Genomic DNA, 19,384 nt, shown 5'->3' with positions numbered 1-19,384 from the left:
CCCCCTGGTACACGGCGTTCAACGTCAAGCCCGGTGACGCATTGTATCTGGCACCGGCCGAGCGCGTCAGCGTGTGGCAATAGGATCGCGTAGCGTCGAGGTCGCTTCCATTTGACGGTGACGAGTTGGCACTCCATGTTCTGCGTCCGTTCGTCCGAGATCAGCGGTTGCTGAATGCCTTTTGACGCTCCGCCATCGTGTAACCTCGACTTGCCTGGACAAGCTGCCAACTACCCCATCGCCCCGTTACCCAGCAGCTACTCGCTCAGCGTTTGATAGTCGACGAGGCCATTAAGCCTTGGCGTCTTCGTCTTCGATCAGGGCCGTGAGGATCCCTGTCGCTTTTGCACCAGAGCGATCGCGATCATCGTCACTACGCCGATCGGAAACCAGATGCCGAGACTAAACACCTAGGTTCGGCGGCTACGTATGTCAGCTACGTCTACAATGTCGTGTCTGTCGTCATGACTTCTCCGATGAGGCGTTTGCCTCGTGCGAACTGCTTGGCGGCATTGACGCAATCGAGTGCAAGGATGCGGTCCTCACGCAGGTAGATGACGCTGAAACCCGGCAGCTTCGGATCGCCGTAAACGATCGTGCGATCATGCCCTGCCGCTAAGCCAATCGTTTGCAGGCGAAGATCGAACTGATTAGACCAGAACCACGGCACTGGCTCATTCGGCAACGCCTCGCCCATGAGGCTGGCGACGGCCGCGGCCGCCATCACGCCGGCGTTCTGGACCGACTCGAGGCGAACCGAGCCACCGACCGCGTAACGGCTGGGACGTCGCGCGCAGTCGCCAAGTGCGTAGACGTTGGCAATCGACGTGCGGCAATGCTGATCGACCTGCACTCCGTTGTGCTCGCTCGCGCCCGCCGCCACCAGCGGCGCCACGGCGGGTACGATCCCGATGCCGACGATCACCATCTCGCAGGAGATCGTTCGCCCCGAGGCGAGCCGAACGCCGATGACCCGCCCACCTTCGCCGACTATGCTTTCGACGACGGTGTCCAAGTGAACGTTCACCCCCCGGGCGCGGTGCTGGCGGAGATAGAAGCGGGATATCTCCTGACCGCACACGCGCGCGAGAAGCCGATCCTGCGCTTCGAGGACGGTCACCCGCTTGCCAAGCTTGGTCAGCACAGCGGCCGCTTCCAAGCCGATGAAGCCACCGCCGACGACGACCACCCGCTCGGTGGCGGGCAATTCCTCGATCAGCCGATCGACGTCCGCGCGTGAACGCACGGTGTGCACGCCCCGCAGATCGTGCCCCTCGCACTCCAGTCGGCGGGCAGCGCCGCCAGCGGCCCAGATGAGCGTGCCGTAGCTGATCCGCCGGCCCTCCGCGGTCTCGGCCACCTTCTCGTCCTTCCGCACGCGCGTGACCGGCGCGCCGGTCACGACGTCGACGCCCTTGTTGCTCCAGAAAGCGGGCGGGCGCAGCAACATACGGTCGAAGGGACGTTCGCCGGACATATACTCTTTGCTGAGCGGAGGACGCTCGTAGGGCGGCTCGGGCTCGTCCCCGAACATGCCGACCGTGCCTTGGAAGCCGTGCTGCCGCAGCGCCACCGCCGCCTGTGCGCCCCCGTGACCGGCTCCTACGATGAGCACGTCGTACGTGGTCACGGCCTCTCTCCTCTGGTCGCCCGTGCGCGGCCGCCCGGCAGCCGCTTGCATCAGGTGATTGACAACGCGAGCCGTTTACCGCAGCTTATTAAATGAGACAAGTGTCCATCTGACGGACGTGAGAGAGGATTGATTCGCAATGACTGACGCCGCATCCCTCGTCGACGCGCGCAACGGCGCGATCAGCCGCGACATCTTCGTCGACGCCGACATCTACCGCAGAGAGCTGGAGACGGTGTTCGCCCGCGCCTGGCTGTTCGTCGGGCACGAGAGCCAGATACCCGGCCCGGGCGACTTCTATTCGTCGCGCATGGGAGAGGAGTCCGTGATCCTGTGTCGCGACAAGAAGGGCGCGGTTCACGTATTCCTCAACTCGTGCCGGCACCGGGGCATGAAGGTCTGCCGGTACGATCAGGGCAACACGTCGCTTTTCACCTGCCCGTATCACAGCTGGAGCTACACGACTGAGGGCAAGCTCCAGGGCGTTCCGCAGTATCGGACCTTGTACGAAGGATCGCTCAATCGAGACGACTTCTCGTTGATCGAGGTTGCCAGGATGAAGGTGTACAAGGGGACGGTCTGGGCGACCTGGGACAAGGAGGCGCCCGAGTTCGAGGCGTACATGGGCGACGCGCTCGTCCATCTCGACCAGGTGCTCGACTGTCGCGACGGCCGCCCCGGCGGATCGGAGGTGATCGGCGTGCACAAGTGGATCGTGCCCGCGAACTGGAAGTTCGCGTCCGAGAACTTCCTGGGCGACACCTATCACAATCCCAGCCATCGCTCGGTCGACCTCATCGGCATCGGTCCGGGGTCCAAGGGAGGCCAGTCCGGTCGTCGCAACGACGCGGAGCTGGAGAAGGCCGAGCACGTCTGGGTGAGCTTCCCGCAGGGCCACGGGGTGCACAGCGCGATCGCGGGCGAGCACAACGAATATGCCGGCTCGTACCTGAGCGACCCCGAGATCGACGAGTATTTCAGGGACGCGCACGAGCAGCGCAAGGAGCGGCTCGGCGAGGATGCGCGGCTGCTGCCGTTCACCGGCACCTTGTTCCCCAACACGTCCTACCACGGCCGACAGCCGCGCGGGCTGTGCGTGTGGCACCCGCACAGCCCGACCGAGACGGAGGCGTGGCGGTTCTTCCTGGTCGACGCGGACGCGCCGGAAAAGGTGAAGGACTATTTGCGCCACTACTACATGCGGTACTCGGGGCCCGCCGGCATGACCGAGCAGGACGACATGGAGAATTGGCTCTACGCGACGCGCGCCAGCACGGGCACGATCGCGCGCCGCCATCCGTTCAACTACGCGCAGTCGATCGGCAAGTTCACGCAGGAGGGGCCGGTCGCCGGCGACGTGAGCTTCCAGATCACCGAGCAGAACGCCCGCAACTACTACCAGCGCTGGGCGACCTACGTCGACGGCGCCGACTGGAGCGTCCTGCTGGGGCAGCAGGAGGTGGCGGAGGCCGCCGAGTGACTCGCCGCGTCGCGATTGTGAGCGGCGGCACCTTCGGGCTCGGCCGCGACATCACCGTCGAGCTCGCGCGTCGGGGCTACGACGTGGTCGCGTTCGGACTGGACGCGCCGCAGGTCTCGAGCGTCGCCGCCGACGGCATCGAGGGCACGCGGGCGGCGCTGCGCGACGTCGGCCGCGACGCGGTGCTGATCGAGGCCGACGTCTCGGATGAGAAGGCGGTCGACGGCGTGGCCGCGGCGGCGATGGCACGCTTCGGTCGCGTCGACGCGCTGGTCGCCAACGCCGCAATCGGTCCGCTCGGCACGGTGATGGACACGCCGCCCGAGCTGTGGGACCGCATCTTCGCCGTGAACGTGCGCGGCACCTACCTGTGCGCGCGGTCGGTGGTGCCGATCATGCAGCGGCAGGGCGGCGGCTCGATCGTGCTGGTCGGATCGGGTGCCGCTTGGGGCAAGCCGAACATGGCGGCATACGCCGCGTCGAAAGGCGCCCTCGCCGCGCTCGCGCAGGCCATGGCCTACGACCACTTCCACGACCGCATCCGTGTCAACACAGCGATACCCGGCGGCGGCGGCATCGTCAGCGGCATGAGCGTCGGCCGCGTCGGCGGCGATCCGCGCGACCTCTCGTTGGACGTGCCCGGCACGGTCGCGGGCCGCGTCGCGACCGGAGGCGATCTGGCCGCGGCCGTCGCCTTTCTCCTGTCCGACGACGCCGCGGCCATCTCCGGCACGGTCGTCGACGTCGGCTGCTTCTCCCATCAGGGCGGTCCGGTGCCGCGCCGGCCCGCAAGGCAAGGACAATCGTCATGACCGATACGCCGTCTACCGCGCACGGCAGCGCCGCGCTCGACGCACTGCTTCTCAAGGCGGAGATAGAGGAGTTCCTCTACCACGAGGCCGACCTGCTCGACCGACGACGCTTCAAGGACTGGCTGGACCTGCTCGCCGAAGACATCGTCTACTTCATGCCCATGCGCCAGAACGTGAAGTTCGGCCAGCACGACGAACGCGAGAACACCCGTCTAGGACAGGGGATCAGCTGGTTCGACGAGGATAAGTGGACGCTGACCAAGCGGGTCGAGCAGATACTGACAGGCGTGCACTACGCCGAGGAGCCGCTCTCCCGCATCTGCCACATGGTGTCGAACGTCCGCGTCGTCGCGACCGCGGGCGATCCGCGCAAGCCGGACATGGTCACGGCGCAGTCGCGCTTCCTCGTGTACCAGAACCGGGTCGAGCACGAGAACTACACGTTCGTCGGCAAGCGCACCGACGAGATCAGGCGCGAGGGCGAGGTGTGGCGCATCGCCAAGCGCGAGATCATCCTCGACCAGAACGTTCTTCTCGCGAAGAACCTGACCGCTTTCTTCTGAGGCCATTCCATGATCGACGTGATGCCAATCGTAGCGGGCGCTCGGCTGAGGCTCGCCAACTCCTCCACCGCCGAAGTGGTCGAGAACATGCACGACGGCCAGTGGCTGATGATCCGCTACGTGGCAGCGGAGGACGAAGCGATCGTCGGCGAGGAAGAGCTCGTCCATGCGAGCGACATCGTCGCCGTCGATGCGACCTGATCGCGCCACCGCCGGTCCGCAGGCCGGCGGACCCTTACGCGTCCGGTGCGCCGAGCTCGGCCGACAGCCGCGCGGCGGCGTCGCGCAGCATTCTAATCTGCTCGTCCATCCCCTCGTCGCGGATGCGGGCCTCGGGACCGAAGAGCGCAAGCGAGCCGAACACCTGGCCGTTGCGGTCGAACACGGGAGCAGCGATCGACGCTGCCCCCTTGTAGATCGCCCCGTGGCTGATCGCAAAGCCATCGCGGCGCGTGGCCGCGAGCTCGGCGGCGGTGATCGGTTCACGATCCTGCGGGTTGGTGCGTCGCGACAGTTCAATCGCGTGTGCGGGGTCGAGCCATGCGAGTATGGCGATGCCGCTCGCGCCGTGGAAGCCGTCGGTGAGCTCGCCGATGCCGCGCGACATCGACAGCGCCTGGCGGCTCTTCGACTCCAGCACGCAGAACTGCCGTCCCTCCCGAAGTTCGAACAGCGAGCAGGTCTCGCCGGACCGGTCGCGCAGGTCGTCCATGATCGGCCTTGCCACTGCGTCGATCGCCAGCTGATCGGCCCACGATCGGCCGAGCAGCGCCACCATGCGGCCCAGGCGGAAGCGCTGGGGCTGGCCTTCGACGTGCAGCATCTCCGCCGCGACCAGCGTGTCGAGCAGGCGGTAGAGCGTCGGCCGGCTGAGCGGTACGCTTCGCCGGATGTCGGCGACGGAGAGCGGACCCGGCGCACCCGCGAAGCTCTTCAGGATGTCGACCGCGCGAAGCACCGCGCGGACGCTTCCGCCGCCTTGATCCAATCCCTCGTCGCTCATCGCTCCACCCCTATGGGCGCTCCGCAGGAGTGTCCACCAACGACGTCGCGCTTCGCGGCGGGAAGGTGATCCATGCTACGTTACGGTTTCCTGCCAAGCGACTTCCATCCGCAGTTCCTGATACTGGGCGAACGCGGCGACATCGCCGGACTGGCCCAGACGCTGCGCCGGTTTGCGGACGCGCCGCACGCGATCGAGATCGAGCACCGCGCGCCTGACGACGCATCACGCGACACGCGCCTGCGCATCGTCCCCGCCGACGCCAGCACCGGGCTGCAGCATGGTTCCGTGGCGGACGAGTTCGTCTGGACGCTCGATCGCCGCGGCGCGGAGGCGTTCGCCGACATGGTCGAGGCGATGCTGGCGGAGCCCGAGCCGGCCGGTTCGACGATCCTTGAGGTCGCCGGCGCTTCGAACATCCCCGTCAAGGTCTCGCACGGCGAGTTCACCGACGACTTCCTCATCGCCGCCTTCTGAGCGCGCCGGAGTACGACCCATGACCAAAATCAACTTTCGAAGGACGGGCGGCGAGACCGACGTGATCGACGCCGAGGACGGCGACAGCGTCATGTTCGCCGCCGTCCAGCAGGGCGTCGACGGGATCGCCGGCGAATGCGGCGGCGTCCTGTCGTGCGCGACCTGCCACGTCTTCGTCGCGCCGGAGTGGCTCGATCGGGTCGGGCCTCCCGGCGAGGACGAGGAGGACATGCTGGAGGCGACCGCGGTCGAGCGTCGAGCGAACAGCCGCTTGTCCTGCCAGATAGCCGTGTCGCCCGAACTGGACGGGCTGACAGTCGAGATCCCGCCCGAACAATAGGCCGGTTCCGGCCTGGCGACTTCAAGGGAAGCGCCGGCACCAAGGAGAGGACGATGACCACATTACAAGTCCTGCTGGGCGGCACCGCCGCCTGGCTGCTCGCCGGCATCGCGCCGGCGTCGGCGCAGGTGTCGCCGCCGGCCGCGAGCGAAGCGGCGGCGCAGCCGGGAGCGGCCGCCGCGCCGGCAGACGGCAAGAAGGATTCGGCGCTCGAGCGGCAACGGACGCCGACCGGGCCGCGGCAGCCCGGTCGTCGCGGCACCTACGCGCCGACAGGCAGCGGCGAAGCCTCTTCGCAGGAGCAGCTGACCCAGAACAGCCAGGTCGCACCGTCACGCTTCCTGCTGCGCACCAAGCCGGTGCCGGTGTTCTCCAACCCGTATCCCGCCGCCGCACGCGGCGACGGACCGCGCGCCGGCCCGTACATGTACATCCGCTACGCCGAAGACTGGTCGAGCCTGCGACGACCGGCCACCGGCCGCGGCGACGCGTTCGACCCACTGAAGTTCATTCCCCTGTCGGGCAGCGGCGACACGTACCTGACTTTGAGCGGGGAAAGCCGTCTGCGGCTGAACTACGTCACCAATCCGGGCCTGCGCGAGGCGGAGGCGCAGGATCAGTGGCTGGTCCGCAACGTCGTCGGCGCCGACCTGCACGTGGGGCCGCACTTCCGCGCCTTCGGCGAGTTGAACAGCAGCGTGGCGTTCGGGGCGCCGGGCGTGAACGCCTCGCCGCAGCAGGACAACGATCTCGTGGTGCAGCAGCTGTTCGCTGAAGTCGACGCGACGGTGGCTGGCGCGGCGGTCGGGCTGCGCGTCGGTCGGCAGGAGTTCATGGACGGTCCGCCGAACGTCCTCCACATCCGCCCGGCACCCAACGTGTACACCTCGCTGGACGGGGTTCGCGTCAACCTCGCGACATCACGGGCGCGCGCCAGCTTGTTCTCGTTCAAGACGGTGGCTTTGGGCCGAGGTGCCTTCGACGATCCTAGGGACGACGGTGAACGCTTCCGCGGCATCAGCACGAGCTTCGTGCTGCCTTCCATCCACGTGGGCGGCGCAGACACCAAGCTGTTCCTCGATCCCTTCTACTGGAACCACCGCGACGACGATCGCCGCTGGGGCAACACCGTGGGACGCGACGACCGCGACTTCTACGGCGCTCGTCTCTGGGGCACCGCGGGCGATGCGACGCTGGACCTTTCGATCATACGGCAGGGCGGGCGGTTCGCCGGGCGCGACGTGTCAGCCTGGGGCTTGTTCGCGAACGCGGGATACCTGCTCGACGACGGGCCCTGGCACCCGCGGATCGGCGTGCACGCGGACTACGCCAGCGGAGGCGGCGCGTACGGCACGGGCACGCTGAAGAGCTTCCTCTTCTTCTACGGGTCAATCCCATACTTCTCGTGGGGCAATCTGATCGGGCCGACCAACCTTTCGGACGCTTCGATCAATCTGCGCGTCACGCCTTTGCCGCGCGTCTCGGTGACAACCGAGGTTTCGCGGCTGCGCCGACCTAGCGAGTTCGACGCGGTCTACACCTTCACCGGCGCGCCTTACGCGGGAACGCAGAACGTCCGCGGCCACGACGTCGGCGACCTCATCAAGGCGTCGGTGCTGTGGCAGCTCAACCCGCACCTGAGCGCCGGCGTGAAGGCTGACTTCCTGTTCGCCGGGGACGTGCTGGAGCGCGCCGGCCTGCACAACAGCACCTTCTTCGGCCCGGAGGTTCAGTTCCGCTTCTGACCGCCCGGCGACCGGACGCACGACCATTGACAGCAGCGCGCCTCGCAAAACGGCGGCGTCACAAGGAGAGCACCGATGAATGGCACAAGAGACGGCAACGTCGACGTCGACGTCGACGACACGCTACGCGAGCGGAACGGCTATCGCTGGTTCGTGCTCGTGATCTGCTGGCTGGGGTTCACGCTTACCTCGGCGGACCGTTCCGCCTGGGGGCCGTCGTCGCTGTTCGTGGGAGAGGCGCTGGCGGTGCCGCTGGCCAGCCTGGGCGTATTCGCCACCGCCTACTACGCAGGCTACGTCATCTCCAACGCGGCGGGCGGCTACCTGACCGACCGCGTCGGCGGACGCGCGCTGCTGGCCATATCGCTGATCGGCGCAGGCGTGTTCATGTTCTCCTTTGGATCGACGCGCTCGGCCGCGGTCGGCATCGGCGTTCAGGCGCTGGTCGGCCTTTTCGCGGGCGCCGAGTACGGCGCGGGAGTGAAGCTGCTGTCGAGCTGGTTCAAGCCAGCCGAGCTCGGCAAGGTGATGGGAATCTACACCTCGGCGACGTCGCTGGGTGTGCTGCTCGCCAACACCGCGGTGCCGCAGCTGATCGACTACTTCGACTGGACGGCCGCCTACCACGCGTTCGGCACGATTTCGGTCGTCGCGGGGATCATCTGCTTCTTCGTCGTGCGGCCTGGACCGGTCAGCGCGAAGGTGACGGCCGACACGCGAGGCGGCGCTTTCCGCACGCTGGCGCGGAACCGCAACCTGCTGCTCGTCGCCCTGTCGGGCTTCGGCGGCTTCTGGGGCACCTACGGCTTCGTGATCTGGTCCAACGCGCTGATGATAAAGGGGCGCGGACTCGATCACGAAACAGCCGGCATGATCGTCTCCATCTTCGCGGCTCTGGGCATCTTCGGCAAACCGATAATCGGCTGGCTGTCCGATCGGATGAACGGGGCGCGTCGGGTGCCTGCGATGGTGATGCTGACGCTGTTCTCCGTCATGCTGCTGGTGTTCGGCCTACTGCGTACGCCCGCCGCGTTCATGCTCGCGGCGCCGCTGCTCGGCCTCGCCGCCTATTGCTACCTGCCGCTGATCGTCGCGCTGGTGCCGCGGCTGGTCGACAGTTCCCTGCTCGGCACCGCCGCGGGCGCGACCAACGCACTGTGGCAGCTCGGCAGCACGCTGGTCCCGCTGGCGGTGGGCGCCGCGTTCGCCGCTTCAGGCAATTCCTTCATGGTGGCGCTCGCGACGCTCGCCGTCGGGCCGCTCCTGGGCGTAGTGGCCATGTACTTCGTGAACGAGCATCCGGAAGAGGTGCAGGTGGCCGTGCACCGCGCGGACGTGGCGGAACGGACGGCTTGATCGTACTGACGAAATGGCGCGCGCGCTGGCGCGTCCCGGTCCGATCGGCGGCGGGGCATCGACGCTGAGCGGGCCGGTTCAGCCGCGGATGCTGGTGGCGTTGACACTCGCGATGGCGGCGCCGCCCCTGACCGGCTACGCCGCGGCAGCGCTAAGTCCCACGCTGGTTGCCGAACTGCGGATCACCGTGGCGCAGTTCGGCCTGTTCGCATCCATCAGCTTCCTTAGCGCGGCAGCCTTCTCCCTCATTGCGTCGAGGGCAATTCACCTAGTCTCGCAGGCAGCGCAGCTGACGATCATCTTCATCGGCGCGGCAGTGTCGTTCGTCGGGCTCGCACTGGCGCACGACCTATCGTGGCTGATCGCCGCGGCAGTCGTGGCCGGGCCGGCGCACGCCTTATCCAACCCGTTCACCAACAGAGTTATAGCTGATCGCGTGGATGCCGACCTGCGAACACGCTGGATGGGAGTGAAGCAATCCGGCGTCCAGTGCAGCCAGGCGCTCGCGGGGCTGCTGCTGCCGGCCTTGGCTGTTATGTTCGGCTGGCGCAGCACCTTCGCGGCATTGGCGATCCTGCTGGTCGCTGCACTCTCCCGGGTTCACGGGCTTTTCTCGACACGCGCGCCGGCAGGCGCGACAGCGACGGTGGCAGCGGTTCCAATGGCGGCACCGGACCCGACCGCAATGCGCGGGGTCGTCTGGACTTTCGCGGCTTACGCGCTGTTCACCGGGACGGGGTTACAAGCGACCAACGTCTACCTACCGTTGTTCGCGCGCGACGGGCTGCATTTAGGTGCGGTGTCGGCGGGAGCTACTATCGCGATCGCGGGCGGCGTCGGTCTTGCCGCCCGTGTCCTATGGGGCCGTCTCGGGGGCCTGGAAAGGCGGGCGGGCACGTTGCTGCTTGCGCTCGCGCTGGCGGCTGCGGTCGGAGTGTCGTTCCTCGCCGTGGCGGCGTGGACAGGGTGGGGCGCATTGTTGTGGATCGGCGTCGTGCTGCACGGCGCAACCGCGATCGGTAGCAACGTGGTCGTGATGGTGGGCGTGCTGCACCGCGTACCCGCGACGCACGCTGGCGTCGCATCCGCGATCGTCGCGCTAGGCATGTACTTGGGCTTCGCGTCGGGGCCGCTGTTGCTTGGCAGTCTGCTGTCGCGGTTCGGCTTCGCGACCGGCTGGTGCATAATGGCGGTCGCGTACCTGTGTGGCGCGGTCGCCGCCGAGCGGCTCCGGTTGCCCGGCATCCACCCTGCGTGAGGATTGACGATGCCGGGTTCGCCTTAGCCGGCGCCGATGGAGCGGCGGACAACCGCGTCGGCGTCGTCCCGAGTGCCCGGACCAGTCCAGGCAACGAAACCGTCGGGCCGGACCAGTACGAGCGCGGCGCCGTAGTGCTCGGTGAGTCCGCCGTCCGGCTGTTCCACGACAGTCAGCGGCACGTCGCGTCGCGCCGCTGCATCGCGCACCTCATCCGTCGCACGCGGGTGGTCGCCGAACGAGAGCAGGGTAAAGCCTTGGCCGAGCAGGTCGTGGACGTGGCGCCCGTCGGACAGCGTGCCCGGCGCAAGATGGTGCCCCGGCGTCGCGACGAAGCGGTGGTGGCCGACTGCGCCGCTGTGTTTGCCATCCCCGCCGAACACGATGGGCGAGCCGGTGTAGTGCGGCTCGAACCGGTCGACCTCGTTCACCGCCCCGTCCGCCCGCGCGCGCCACGCCGACGCAAATCCTTCAGGGTCGCGCTCGGGATCGAAGCGCTCCAGGAAGTCGCGATCGTCCAGGATGGACCGCTCGATGAAATCCTTCGCGGTGGACGCGAACACCGCGCGACGTTCGGCGTCGTAGCTAGCCAGTAGGGCGCTGCCGCCCCATCCCTGCACGGCCGCCGCCAGCTTCCAGCCGAGATTGCGGGCATCCTCGAAGCCGGTGTTGATGCCGTAGCCACCATAGGGCGGGTGGCTGTGCGCGGCGTCGCCGGCGACGAACATGCGGCCGCGCCCGTACTCGTCGGCGATCGCGAAGCGCAGATCCCAGAACCCGACGTGCTCCATCTCGACGTCGAACGACGCGCCCACGGTTTCGCGCAGTAGCCGCGTGAAGTCGTACGCACCGTCACGGGCACTCTCGGTGACCGGCGCGTGAAAGAACCAGCGGTCCTCCAGATCGACCCGGCCTAGGAAGAGCCAATACCCCTTTTGAGCGGGATGAAGCACGTTGAAGTAGGACTTGCCCGGGAACCGTTCCACCAGCCGGCTAAGTTCGGCCGACCGGAACACCAACAGCGCCATGACTCGGTCGTGATCGGACAGCGTCTGGGTGATGCCGGCGGCCTCCCGCACGACCGATCGGCTGCCGTCGCATCCGACGACGTAAGGCGCGGAGACCGTCCCGCCAGTGCCGCCCTCGATCGACAGCCTCACAATGTCGCCTTCGCTTGCGACTCGTGTCACTTTGCCGCCATAGCGGATGTCCACGCACCTCAGTTGCGCCGCCCGCTGCCGGAGCACGCCCTCCGTCGCATATTGCGGCAGCCGCTCGTTGCGCTGGCCGTAGAAGCGGTCAACCAGCCCGCGCTTGAGCCAGTCGTAATGGTACCCGCTCAGCAAGCTGCCGTAGGCGGTCAGCCCACCGATGCCGGCGGTCGCTGGGATCGTGCGGGCGGCACGCAGCGTGGGTTCGACACCCCAGAAGTGCATGTGCTCCATCGTGCGCTGGGTCAGGTTCTGACCTTTCGGGATCGGCTGCGGCGTGGGATGACGCTCAATCACCGTAGTGCGCACGCCCCGTTGCCCGAGTTCGATCGCGAGGCCCATGCCAACTGGGCCACCTCCGACAACGACGACGTCCGCGTCACGCTCACCCATGACTATCTCTCCTAATTCGTCAGACGTCTTCCTATTTGTCGCGCTATCAGAGGTCAACATCCGACCGGGACAAGCTGTTGAACTGTCGGCGATCGGACGCGAGAAGGCGTACATGGAAGAAGACGATACGCAGAAGGAGCTGGAGACCCTGTGGGATCGACCGGGCTTTCTGATCCGGCGTGCGCATCAGATCGCGCAGACGCTATTCCTTGAGGAATCAGGAGAGCTGATGGTGACGGCAACGCAATATGGCGTGTTGCGCATACTGGACGCCTGCCCTGGCCTCGATCAGGTTGGGGTGTCGAAGCTTCTAGGCCAAGATCGCTCGACCACCTCGCTGGTGCTCGATAAGCTGGTGACGAACGGGTCCGTGGAGCGGCGACTAAACCCGGAGGATCGCCGCCGACGGGAGATGGTGCTGACGGCTCGCGGGGCAGCGGTCCTCGCCGACATGTCGCAGCGTGTCGCTCGCGCACAGGAGCGGTTGCTCTCTCCACTGGCTCCGAAAGATGCGGAGCGGCTGCTAGACACGCTGAGGACGCTGGTCGACGCGTTCAACGACAAGGCGCGCACCCCGCTCGATCCGGCGGCACATCATCGCGCAACATCGCGACGTACGTGAGCCCCTAGGCACCCGCGCCGCGGCGGTAGGCGCGCGGCGAGCAGCCGGCGTGGCGCGTGAAGAAGCGGGAAAAGTAGGCTGGATCCGCGAAACCGACGGCATAGCCGATCTCAGCCACGGACAGAGTGGTGTAGCGCAGCGCGCGTCGAGCTTCGAGCATCGCGCGCTCGTCCAGCATCGCGGCCGGCGATCGGCCGGCGATGCGGGCGCAGGCGCTGCGCAGGCTTGTCTCGCTGCTGCCCAACGCGGCGGCGTGGCGCGACACCGTCTCGCGCAGTCGGAAGCGCTCGCCGATCCGCTCGCGGTATCGCGCCACCAGCGAAGCCTGCTGTCCCGATGTCGTACGAGGCTTGGTTTCGATCGGACCGAGCTGTCGCAGCACGCCGACGAGCAGTCCAAGCAACTGCGCCTCTACTGCCGCATGATGCCCCAGCGCAGCCCAGCCCAGTTCCCGCTGCAGCGCCGTCGCGTTGAGCAGCAGGTCGGAAACCTGCTGATGGGTGGGGGAGAGTGCGCGCAGGCCGGCGAACACGGCGGCAAGATCGGGAAAACGGCCGGCGACTTCCGCGAGGTACGCCTGCGCCAAGGTGACGACCGCGCCGGAGGAGTCGCTTCGCCAACTGAAGCCGTGCACCACGCCGGCAGGAATCGCGAGCACCGTCGGCGCCCGACAGACGATCTCGCGATCGTCCGCGTGCATCAATCCGCCACCACTGACGACCAGGAAGATCTGCGCCAGGTCGGCATGCGCATGCGGTCGGATCGTCCATCCGCTGGCTCTCGACCGGTCGGCGAGCTGTTCGACGTGGATGAACCCGTCCTGCACCGCGCGATGCGGCTCACCGTACAGATAGAAGCTCGGGATGCTCGCGGCAGGCACGTCCGCAGCATATCGATTGTTGCGAGATCGTCCAACTATACAGCTGGATGTGGGATGGCGTTAAACGAACCGGAGGAACATTTTACTGGCGTCGAGAAGGTGTGAACGGGACTTGAGCACCGCGCACCTGGCGTCGGCACCGGATCAGTCCGTTCACGCGGCGGAGGCAGCATGAAGAGCAAGATCTACGACACACCCGCGGCGGCGCTGGACGGGCTGTTGTTCGACGGCATGACGATCATGTCGGGCGGTTTCGGCCTGTCGGGCAACCCCGAGAGTTTGATCCCCGAGATCCGCGCCAGTGGTGTAACGGGACTGACGGTCGTGTCCAACAACGCCGGGGCGGACGGGTTCGGCCTGTGGATGCTGCTGGAGACGCGGCAGGTCGCCAAGATGATCTCCAGCTACGTCGGCGAGAACAAGCTGTTCGAGCAGCAATATCTGTCGGGCGAATTGGCGCTGGAGTTGAATCCGCAAGGAACGCTGGCGGAGCGCATTCGGGCGGGCGGCGCGGGAATCCCTGCGTTTTACACCAAGACGGGCGTCGGCACCGTCGTTGCCGAGGGCAAGCCGGTCGAGGTGTTCGACGGCGAGGAATATGTGCGCGAGACGTGGCTGCGCGCCGATCTGTCGATCATCAAGGCGTGGCGCGCCGACCCTGCGGGGAACCTGATGTTCCGCAAGACCGCGCGCAACTTCAATCCCAACATGGCAACCGCGGGCAAGATGACGGTGGTCGAGGTCGAGGAGATTGTTCCTGCGGGCAGCATGGATCCCGATTGCATTCACACCCCCGGCATCTACGTCGATCGGATCGTCCAATCGACGATCAACGAGAAACGGATCGAGAAACTGACCACGCGCGAGCGGGAGAATGCGGCATGACCTGGAACCGCGACGAGATGGCGGCGCGTGCGGCGCGCGAGTTGCAGGACGGTTACTACGTCAATCTGGGGATCGGCATTCCGACGCTGGTCGCCAACCACGTGCCGGCGGGCGTCGACGTGACGCTGCAATCGGAGAACGGGCTGCTCGGCATCGGGCCGTTTCCTTACGCCGACGAGGCCGATCCCGACCTCATCAACGCGGGCAAGCAGACGGTCACGACGCTGCCGACCTCCAGCTTCTTCTCCTCGGCCGACAGTTTCGCGATGATCCGCGGCGGGCACATCGACATGGCGGTGCTGGGCGCGATGGAAGTGTCGGTCGCGGGCGACATCGCCAACTGGACCATCCCCGGCAAGATGGTGAAGGGCATGGGCGGCGCGATGGATCTGGTCGCGGGCGTCAAGCGGATCGTCGTCGTGATGGACCATGCGAGCAAGTCGGGCAGCCCGAAAATCCTGCCCGAATGCTCGCTGCCACTGACCGGCAAAGGCTGCGTCGACCTGATCGTCACCGACCTGTGCGTGATGGCGTGCGACAAGCCGGGTCTGCGACTGGTCGAGCTCGCGCCGGGCGTGACGCTGGACGAGGTGCGCGACAAAACCGGCGCGCCGTTCGCGGTTGCCGAGGATCTGGTCGCATGAGCGATCCCGTGCCCTACGCGCGCGAGGACGCCGGCGCGCCGCCTTCGCTGTTCCCCGACTATCGCTCGACCGTTATCCGCAGCCCGCGCGAGCCGCTGGTGCGCATTCCGGCGACATTGACCGAGACGACGGGGCCGACGGGATGCTGGGACCGGTTGATGGGTCCCGCGCTCGCCGATCTGACGACGCAGCACGCCGGCGTGCCGCTCGGCCAACGGATCATCGTAACCGGACGCGTGCTCGACGAGGCCGGTCGCGCGGTGCCCGACACTGTCATGGAGATCTGGCAGGCAAACGCCGCCGGGCGCTACATCCACGAACGCGACCAGTGGGACGCGCCGCATGATCCGAACTTCACCGGCGCGGGGCGCGTGGTGACCGACGCCGACGGGCGCTACCGCTTCGTCACGGTGCGCCCCGGCGCCTATCCGTGGGGTAACCACAGGAATGCGTGGCGGCCCGCGCACATCCATCTGTCGCTGCTCGGCCCCGCGTTCGCGACGCGGCTGGTGACGCAGCTCTATTTCCCGGACGATCCGCTGATCGAGATCGATCCGATCGCGAACGCGGTGCCGATGCCGTGTCGGCAGCGGATGGTCGCGCGGCTCGACATGGACGTGACAGAGCCGAACTGGGCGCTCGGTTACCGCTTCGACGTGGTGCTGAAGGGGCGCGAGCAGACGCCGTTTGAGGAAGATCACCATGACTGATCCCGCCGACCGGCAGCCGGACCCGCGCGCCAACAACCAGGATCCGGTGTTGTTCGGACAGACGCCGAGCCAGACGGTAGGGCCGTTCTTCCACTACGGCCTGCCGTGGAAGGGCGGCGCGGACCTGGTCGGCAAGTCGGACATGGGCGCGCGGCCCGATCTGTTCCCGGAAGCCCACTACGTGCTCAACCTGTCCTCGCCAAGCGGGGTGCCAGAGGGCACGGTGATCGAGCTGACCGGTCGCGTGATCGACGGCGCGGGCGACGGCGTACCTGATGCGATGATCGAGATCTGGCAGGCGAACGCCGCCGGACGCTACCGCAGCCACGACGACGCGCGCGACGACGTGCCGCTCGACCCGCATTTTGTCGGTTTCGGCCGCGCGTCGACCGACGACGAGGGACGCTATCGTTTCCGCACGATCATGCCGGGGCGCGTGCCGGGGCCGGGCAATTCGCTGCAGGCGCCGCACATCGCGCTGTCGATCTTCGGGCGTGGCCTGATCAAGCGGTTGGCGACGCGCGTGTACTTCGACGGCGCGGCGGGGAACGAGGATGACCTGGTGCTGGCGCAGGTGCCGGCGGCACGACGCCGCACGTTGATCGCGCGGGCGGACGAAGCGGGCGCGTGGTCGCTCGACCTGGTGTTGCAGGGAGCGGGTGAAACCGTGTTCTTCGACCTGTGAGCGACCTGCTGCGCTGGCGGACGGTCGCTACGCCCGCGATGATCGAGGCGTTCGACGACGCAGCGACGATCACGCACGCGCTGGCGTTCGAAGTAGCGCTGGCGCGCGCGCAAGGCGAGGCGGGCGTGATCGCACCTGCGGTGGCCGAGGTGGTCGCGGAGGGGCTGGCGCAGCTCCGGATTGACCCGGCCGAACTGGCGGAGGAAGCGGCGCTCGCGGGCACGCTCGCAATCCCGCTGGTGGCGCGCGCGCGGGCGGCGTTGGGGGGCGAGGCGGCGCAGGCGCTCCACCGCGCCGCGACGAGCCAGGACGTCGCCGACAGCGTGCTGATGATGCAGGTGCGCCGCGCGTGCGTGCTGCTGCTGGCCGATCTCGACCGCGTCGTCGCGGGGTTCCACGCACTGGCGACGAAGCACCACGACACGCCCGCGATCGGGCGCACCTTATTGCAGGACGCGCTGCCGGTCGCGTTCGGGCTGCGGCTGGCACAAGGCGCGGCCGGCGTGGCCGGGGCGCGCCGTTCGCTGGACGAGGCAGTCACGCGCCACACGGTGCTGCAATGGGGCGGTGCGGCGGGCACGCGCGCGGGCGTGGACGGGCAGGGCGAGATGATCGCCGCGTACATGGCGGCGTCACTCGGACTCGGGTGCGCGCCGCCGTGGCACGCGCGCCGCGTCGGGGTTGGCGCGATCGCCGCCGCGCTGGGCCTGGTGATCGGCGCATTGGGCAAGGTCGCCCGCGACGTGTCGCTGCTGGCGCAGAACGGCATCGGCGAAGCGCGCGAGCCCGCGATCGCTGGGCGCGGCGGATCATCGGCGATGGCGCATAAGCGTAACCCGACCGGATGCCAGGTCGCATTGTCGGCTGCTACGCGCGCGCCCGGGCTGGTCGCGGGCGTGCTGGCGGGATTGCCGCAGGAACAGGAGCGCGGGCTCGGTGGCTGGCAGGCGGAGGGGCCGGCGCTGGCCGACTTGTTCCTGCTCGCCTCGGGCAGCGCGGCGGCGCTGGCGGTCGTCGCTGAGGGGCTGGAGGTCGACGAAGCCGCGATCGCGCGCAACCTGCGCGCGGCCGACGTGGGTGACGACATCGGTGAGAGCGGCGCGATCATCGCGGCGCTGCTTGGTGCGGGGGGCTAGGGCCATGGCATTCACGACGCGTGATGGGGTACGGCTGTACTGGCGGCTGGACGGCGCGGCGGCGCGGCCGGTGCTGGTGCTGCTCAACTCGATCGGCACCGACATGGCGTTGTGGGATGCGGCGGCGCCGTTGCTGCTGCCGGCGTTCCGGCTGCTCAGGATCGATGCGCGCGGGCATGGCGGGTCGGACGCGCCGGCGGGCGACTATAGCCTCGCGATGCTGGCGGACGATGTCGCCGCGGTGATGGCGGACGCGGGCGTCGCGCAGGCGGCGGTGGCGGGCGTGTCGCTCGGCGGGATGGTGGCGATGCAGCTCGCGCTCGACCATCCGCAGCGCGTGTCGGCGCTGGCGCTGGTGTGCACCTCGGCGACGATGGACCCGGCGGCGTGGGCGGCGCGCGTAGACGCAGTACGCGCGGGCGGCACCGCGGGGATCGCCGATATGGCGATCGGACGCTTCCTGTCGCCCGGGTTCGCGCGCGCGCATCCCGAGATCGCCGACGCGTTGCGCGACGCGATCGCGCGGCAGGAGGATGCGGGCTACGCCGGCGCAGCCGCGGCGATCCGCGACATGAACCTGCGATACCGGCTGAGCGACATCGCGGTGCCGGTGCTGGTGGTGACGGGCGCGCAGGATGTGTCGACGCCGCTGGCCGGGCACGGCGAGCACCTGCTGAGCAGTATTGCGAACGCGCGGCACGTGGAGCTCGCGGGCGCACACCTGCCACCGATCGAGGCGCCGGGGACGCTGGCAACGGCGCTGCGCGGCTTTCTGGCACGCGACGAGGCGATCGAGGAAGCGGGCGAGACGCTGTTCGAGGCGGGACTGGTCAATCGTCGCCGCGTGCTGGGGGACGCCTGGGTCGACGCGAGCCTCACCAAGCGGACGCCGTTCACCGCTGATTTCCAGACCATGATCACGCGCATCGCGTGGCACGAGATCTGGGGGCGGCCAGGGCTGGACGACCGCACGCGACGCTTGATCGTGCTGGCGATCACCTGTGCGCTCGGGCGGTGGGAGGAGTTCGCGCTGCACGTCCGTGCCGGTCTGATGCAGGGCGGGTTTACGCGCGACGAGTTGAAGGAGGTGCTGATGCAGGCGGCGATCTACGCCGGGGTGCCGGCGGCGAACACCGGCTTTGCCGAGGCGCAGAAGATCATCGCGGAGCTGGAAGCGGCCAAGGACATGGACTGAACACCTGGTGATGGGCATCGTCAGATCGGATGCACCAGCTTGTACCCAGAAGTGGGTAGGGCGGGTGCATGCCTCGTCAGCTGACCAGCCAGTCTGTGCCGCTACTTCAACTCGTCATCCGAAGTAATTTGGCTGGCCATGCCCATGTAGGTGTGATCTTCACTGAGCTTGTGAAACGTAGAGGCTCCGCTGTTCAAGCGTGGGGTCATCGACACACGGCTCGCCGTGGCTTTTGACGTGACCCCGGTCTTTCATCCAGCGGCAACCAGAGACCGACCGGTGTTGTCGCGCATGAGCGCGGGTGAAGCAACGGGCGGGGTTAACCCCGCCCGTTGCTGTTCAAGCCCGGCAGCGAATGC

The 19,384-nt window shown here is 67.8% G+C and carries 20 protein-coding genes; 16 read left to right on the top strand and 4 right to left on the bottom strand.

Annotated features, from left to right (window positions below; translation table 11 throughout):
* Positions 1 to 442: 442 nt before the first annotated feature.
* Positions 443 to 1,630, bottom strand: coding sequence for an FAD-dependent oxidoreductase (locus tag QZ847_RS05795; RefSeq protein WP_294354153.1), 1,188 nt, complete (start codon positions 1,628 to 1,630; stop codon positions 443 to 445).
* A gap of 139 nt (positions 1,631 to 1,769) precedes the next feature.
* Between QZ847_RS05795 and QZ847_RS05790 the strand changes: the two genes are divergently transcribed.
* The 4 genes from QZ847_RS05790 to QZ847_RS05775 are packed head-to-tail and all read left to right on the top strand — an operon-like array spanning position 1,770 to position 4,686.
* Positions 1,770 to 3,110 (top strand): aromatic ring-hydroxylating dioxygenase subunit alpha, encoded by a 1,341-nt coding sequence (locus tag QZ847_RS05790; protein WP_294354151.1) that lies wholly within the window; start codon positions 1,770 to 1,772, stop codon positions 3,108 to 3,110.
* Positions 3,107 to 3,922: an SDR family oxidoreductase gene (locus QZ847_RS05785; RefSeq protein ID WP_294354149.1), complete on the top strand. Its 816-nt coding sequence runs from the start codon at positions 3,107 to 3,109 to the stop codon at positions 3,920 to 3,922. Before QZ847_RS05790 ends, QZ847_RS05785 begins: the two co-directional genes overlap by 4 nt.
* Positions 3,919 to 4,485: a 3-phenylpropionate/cinnamic acid dioxygenase subunit beta gene (locus QZ847_RS05780; RefSeq protein WP_294354147.1), complete on the top strand. Its 567-nt coding sequence runs from the start codon at positions 3,919 to 3,921 to the stop codon at positions 4,483 to 4,485. The genes QZ847_RS05785 and QZ847_RS05780 overlap by 4 nt, the downstream gene beginning before the upstream one ends.
* Positions 4,486 to 4,494: 9 nt before the next feature.
* Positions 4,495 to 4,686 carry a hypothetical protein gene (locus QZ847_RS05775; RefSeq protein WP_294354145.1) on the top strand — a complete coding sequence of 64 codons (192 nt, stop codon included), beginning with the start codon at positions 4,495 to 4,497 and terminating at the stop codon, positions 4,684 to 4,686.
* 34 nt (positions 4,687 to 4,720) lie between these two features.
* Here the strand turns inward: QZ847_RS05775 and QZ847_RS05770 are convergent, their stop codons facing one another.
* Positions 4,721 to 5,488 carry an IclR family transcriptional regulator gene (locus QZ847_RS05770; protein ID WP_294354143.1) on the bottom strand — a complete coding sequence of 256 codons (768 nt, stop codon included), beginning with the start codon at positions 5,486 to 5,488 and terminating at the stop codon, positions 4,721 to 4,723.
* A 72-nt stretch (positions 5,489 to 5,560) separates the two neighbouring features.
* Between QZ847_RS05770 and QZ847_RS05765 the strand changes: the two genes are divergently transcribed.
* The 5 genes from QZ847_RS05765 (at position 5,561) to QZ847_RS05745 (ending at position 10,664) form a co-directional block, all read left to right on the top strand.
* Positions 5,561 to 5,965, top strand: a complete 405-nt coding sequence (locus tag QZ847_RS05765) for a hypothetical protein (protein WP_294354140.1) — start codon at positions 5,561 to 5,563, stop codon at positions 5,963 to 5,965.
* A gap of 19 nt (positions 5,966 to 5,984) precedes the next feature.
* Positions 5,985 to 6,305: a 2Fe-2S iron-sulfur cluster-binding protein gene (locus QZ847_RS05760; protein WP_294354138.1), complete on the top strand. Its 321-nt coding sequence runs from the start codon at positions 5,985 to 5,987 to the stop codon at positions 6,303 to 6,305.
* Positions 6,306 to 6,358: 53 nt separating this feature from the next.
* Positions 6,359 to 8,050, top strand: coding sequence for an alginate export family protein (locus QZ847_RS05755; RefSeq protein WP_294354135.1), 1,692 nt, complete (start codon positions 6,359 to 6,361; stop codon positions 8,048 to 8,050).
* A 75-nt stretch (positions 8,051 to 8,125) separates the two neighbouring features.
* A complete protein-coding gene (locus QZ847_RS05750) occupies positions 8,126 to 9,406 on the top strand; it encodes an MFS transporter (protein ID WP_294354131.1) in 1,281 nt (426 codons plus the stop codon).
* Positions 9,407 to 9,419: 13 nt separating this feature from the next.
* Positions 9,420 to 10,664, top strand: a complete 1,245-nt coding sequence (locus QZ847_RS05745) for an MFS transporter (RefSeq protein WP_294354128.1) — start codon at positions 9,420 to 9,422, stop codon at positions 10,662 to 10,664.
* A 23-nt stretch (positions 10,665 to 10,687) separates the two neighbouring features.
* Here the strand turns inward: QZ847_RS05745 and QZ847_RS05740 are convergent, their stop codons facing one another.
* Positions 10,688 to 12,328, bottom strand: a complete 1,641-nt coding sequence (locus QZ847_RS05740; RefSeq protein ID WP_366930171.1) for an FAD-dependent monooxygenase — start codon at positions 12,326 to 12,328, stop codon at positions 10,688 to 10,690.
* Here QZ847_RS05740 and QZ847_RS05735 point away from each other — a divergent pair.
* Entirely contained in the window at positions 12,267 to 12,890 is a 624-nt protein-coding gene (locus QZ847_RS05735) for a MarR family winged helix-turn-helix transcriptional regulator (RefSeq protein ID WP_294354123.1), read from the top strand. The two genes, QZ847_RS05740 and QZ847_RS05735, sit on opposite strands and share 62 nt — an antisense overlap.
* 4 nt (positions 12,891 to 12,894) lie before the next feature.
* Here QZ847_RS05735 and QZ847_RS05730 read toward each other — a convergent pair whose 3' ends face one another.
* Complete coding sequence (locus tag QZ847_RS05730) at positions 12,895 to 13,770, bottom strand: helix-turn-helix domain-containing protein (protein WP_294354120.1); 876 nt, start codon at positions 13,768 to 13,770, stop codon at positions 12,895 to 12,897.
* A gap of 171 nt (positions 13,771 to 13,941) precedes the next feature.
* Between QZ847_RS05730 and QZ847_RS05725 the strand changes: the two genes are divergently transcribed.
* From QZ847_RS05725 to pcaD, 6 genes are read left to right on the top strand one after another with little or no spacing between them, the layout of a single operon-like run.
* Positions 13,942 to 14,655, top strand: coding sequence for a CoA transferase subunit A (locus QZ847_RS05725; protein WP_294354118.1), 714 nt, complete (start codon positions 13,942 to 13,944; stop codon positions 14,653 to 14,655).
* On the top strand, positions 14,652 to 15,299 hold the full coding sequence (locus QZ847_RS05720) for a 3-oxoacid CoA-transferase subunit B (protein ID WP_294354113.1): 648 nt from the start codon (positions 14,652 to 14,654) through the stop codon (positions 15,297 to 15,299). The genes QZ847_RS05725 and QZ847_RS05720 overlap by 4 nt, the downstream gene beginning before the upstream one ends.
* Positions 15,296 to 16,009: a protocatechuate 3,4-dioxygenase subunit beta gene (gene pcaH, locus QZ847_RS05715; RefSeq protein WP_294354110.1), complete on the top strand. Its 714-nt coding sequence runs from the start codon at positions 15,296 to 15,298 to the stop codon at positions 16,007 to 16,009. The genes QZ847_RS05720 and pcaH overlap by 4 nt, the downstream gene beginning before the upstream one ends.
* Positions 16,002 to 16,694: a protocatechuate 3,4-dioxygenase subunit alpha gene (pcaG, locus tag QZ847_RS05710; RefSeq protein ID WP_294354107.1), complete on the top strand. Its 693-nt coding sequence runs from the start codon at positions 16,002 to 16,004 to the stop codon at positions 16,692 to 16,694. The genes pcaH and pcaG overlap by 8 nt, the downstream gene beginning before the upstream one ends.
* Positions 16,691 to 17,830, top strand: coding sequence for a lyase family protein (locus QZ847_RS05705; protein WP_294354104.1), 1,140 nt, complete (start codon positions 16,691 to 16,693; stop codon positions 17,828 to 17,830). Before pcaG ends, QZ847_RS05705 begins: the two co-directional genes overlap by 4 nt.
* Before the next feature lie 4 nt (positions 17,831 to 17,834).
* Positions 17,835 to 19,025 carry a 3-oxoadipate enol-lactonase gene (pcaD, locus tag QZ847_RS05700; RefSeq protein WP_294354101.1) on the top strand — a complete coding sequence of 397 codons (1,191 nt, stop codon included), beginning with the start codon at positions 17,835 to 17,837 and terminating at the stop codon, positions 19,023 to 19,025.
* Positions 19,026 to 19,384 lie beyond the last annotated feature (359 nt).

It is taken from the genome of uncultured Sphingomonas sp., from assembly GCF_913778135.1.
GTDB lineage: Bacteria > Pseudomonadota > Alphaproteobacteria > Sphingomonadales > Sphingomonadaceae > Sphingomonas.
This window is presented reverse-complemented; position numbering and strand designations above follow the sequence as displayed.

What these genes read in the sequence shown, in the direction of transcription:
- QZ847_RS05765 (WP_294354140.1), top strand. Translation starts at nt 5,561, where the DNA reads ATGCTACGTTACGGTTTCCTGCCAAGCGACTTCCATCCGCAGTTCCTG.
- QZ847_RS05755 (WP_294354135.1), top strand. Translation starts at nt 6,359, where the DNA reads ATGACCACATTACAAGTCCTGCTGGGCGGCACCGCCGCCTGGCTGCTC.
- QZ847_RS05720 (WP_294354113.1), top strand. Translation starts at nt 14,652, where the DNA reads ATGACCTGGAACCGCGACGAGATGGCGGCGCGTGCGGCGCGCGAGTTG.
- QZ847_RS05740 (WP_366930171.1), bottom strand. Translation starts at nt 12,328, where the DNA reads ATGTTGACCTCTGATAGCGCGACAAATAGGAAGACGTCTGACGAATTA.
- QZ847_RS05780 (WP_294354147.1), top strand. Translation starts at nt 3,919, where the DNA reads ATGACCGATACGCCGTCTACCGCGCACGGCAGCGCCGCGCTCGACGCA.
- pcaD (WP_294354101.1), top strand. Translation starts at nt 17,835, where the DNA reads ATGGCATTCACGACGCGTGATGGGGTACGGCTGTACTGGCGGCTGGAC.
- QZ847_RS05745 (WP_294354128.1), top strand. Translation starts at nt 9,420, where the DNA reads ATGGCGCGCGCGCTGGCGCGTCCCGGTCCGATCGGCGGCGGGGCATCG.
- QZ847_RS05750 (WP_294354131.1), top strand. Translation starts at nt 8,126, where the DNA reads ATGAATGGCACAAGAGACGGCAACGTCGACGTCGACGTCGACGACACG.
- QZ847_RS05725 (WP_294354118.1), top strand. Translation starts at nt 13,942, where the DNA reads ATGAAGAGCAAGATCTACGACACACCCGCGGCGGCGCTGGACGGGCTG.
- pcaG (WP_294354107.1), top strand. Translation starts at nt 16,002, where the DNA reads ATGACTGATCCCGCCGACCGGCAGCCGGACCCGCGCGCCAACAACCAG.
- QZ847_RS05760 (WP_294354138.1), top strand. Translation starts at nt 5,985, where the DNA reads ATGACCAAAATCAACTTTCGAAGGACGGGCGGCGAGACCGACGTGATC.
- QZ847_RS05775 (WP_294354145.1), top strand. Translation starts at nt 4,495, where the DNA reads ATGATCGACGTGATGCCAATCGTAGCGGGCGCTCGGCTGAGGCTCGCC.
- QZ847_RS05770 (WP_294354143.1), bottom strand. Translation starts at nt 5,488, where the DNA reads ATGAGCGACGAGGGATTGGATCAAGGCGGCGGAAGCGTCCGCGCGGTG.
- QZ847_RS05735 (WP_294354123.1), top strand. Translation starts at nt 12,267, where the DNA reads ATGACTATCTCTCCTAATTCGTCAGACGTCTTCCTATTTGTCGCGCTA.
- pcaH (WP_294354110.1), top strand. Translation starts at nt 15,296, where the DNA reads ATGAGCGATCCCGTGCCCTACGCGCGCGAGGACGCCGGCGCGCCGCCT.
- QZ847_RS05790 (WP_294354151.1), top strand. Translation starts at nt 1,770, where the DNA reads ATGACTGACGCCGCATCCCTCGTCGACGCGCGCAACGGCGCGATCAGC.